At 75.9% G+C, this 1,018-nt stretch carries 1 protein-coding gene; it reads left to right on the top strand.

Annotation, left to right across the window (positions count from 1 at the left end):
• Positions 1-861: polyprenyl synthetase family protein (locus ABT116_RS50400; RefSeq protein WP_351648586.1), on the top strand; the 861-nt coding region annotated here is incomplete at its 5' end.
• Positions 862-1,018: the final 157 nt, after the last annotated feature.

Below are 1,018 nucleotides of genomic sequence, written 5' to 3'. Positions count from 1 at the left end.
CACGTGGGCCACCTCGTGCTCGGCGTGCGGCAGGCGCTCGCGGTGCTCGGCGCCGAGGCCGCCGGCGCGCCGGGCCGGGCCGGGGTGGCCGCGGCTGTCGCGGTGGAACTGGTGCACACCTTCTCCCTGCTGCACGACGACATCATGGACGGCGACGCGGACCGGCGCCGCCGCCCGACCGTGTGGAGGGCCTACGGCACGGGGCCCGCGGTGCTGGCGGGCGACGCCCTGTTCGCCCTGGCCGTCGAGACGCTGGCCACGCAGCCCGGTGGTGCCGCGGGCGTGCGGACGCTGTCCGTGGCGCTGGGCGACCTGGTGCGCGGACAGGCGGACGACCTGCTGTTCGCCGACCGCCCGTGGACCGGTCCGGAGCGGGTACGACCCGGCGAATACCGCGCGATGGCGGAGCACAAGACGGGCGCGCTGCTGGGCTGTGCGGCGGCGCTCGGTGCCGTGCTCGGCGGTGCCCGTCCCGAGACGGCCGCCGCGCTCGACCGCGCGGGCCGGCACCTGGGAGTCGCGTTCCAGATCGTCGACGACGTGCTGGGCATCTGGGGTGACCCCGGCGTCACCGGCAAACCGGCCCACGGTGATCTGCGCGAGCGGAAGAAGACGTTCCCGGTGCTGGTGGCGCTCGGCTCCCCGATGGGCGGCCGGATCGCCGCACTCCTCGAGCCGGGTGCGGCGACCGACACGGCGGCCGCGCTGATCGAGGAGGCGGGCGGCCGTGCCGCGGCCCTGGCGGAGGCCCGCCGGCACCTCACCGCCGTCGAGACCTCACTCGCCGGAGCTCCGTTGGCAGCGGTGGCCGTCGGGGGCCTGCGGTCGCTGCTGGAGTACCTGGTGCGGCGCGAGGTCTGAACCGCCGGGCTCGGGTGCGTCCGTGACACAGGGCATGCGCACCGCTTTGACCTCGGCACCCTCCGCGCGTCAGGGTTCGATACAGCGCGTTCCGCGACCCCGCGCCGGAAGGACACCGCCATGATCGGCATGCCGGAGATCGAAACCGCGGCCGGGC

Origin of the sequence: Streptomyces sp. NPDC002130, from assembly GCF_040296465.1 — a bacterium.
Taxonomy (GTDB): domain Bacteria; phylum Actinomycetota; class Actinomycetes; order Streptomycetales; family Streptomycetaceae; genus Streptomyces.
The sequence above is the reverse complement of the archived record's forward strand: the minus strand, read 5'-3'. Positions and strand labels throughout refer to the sequence as shown.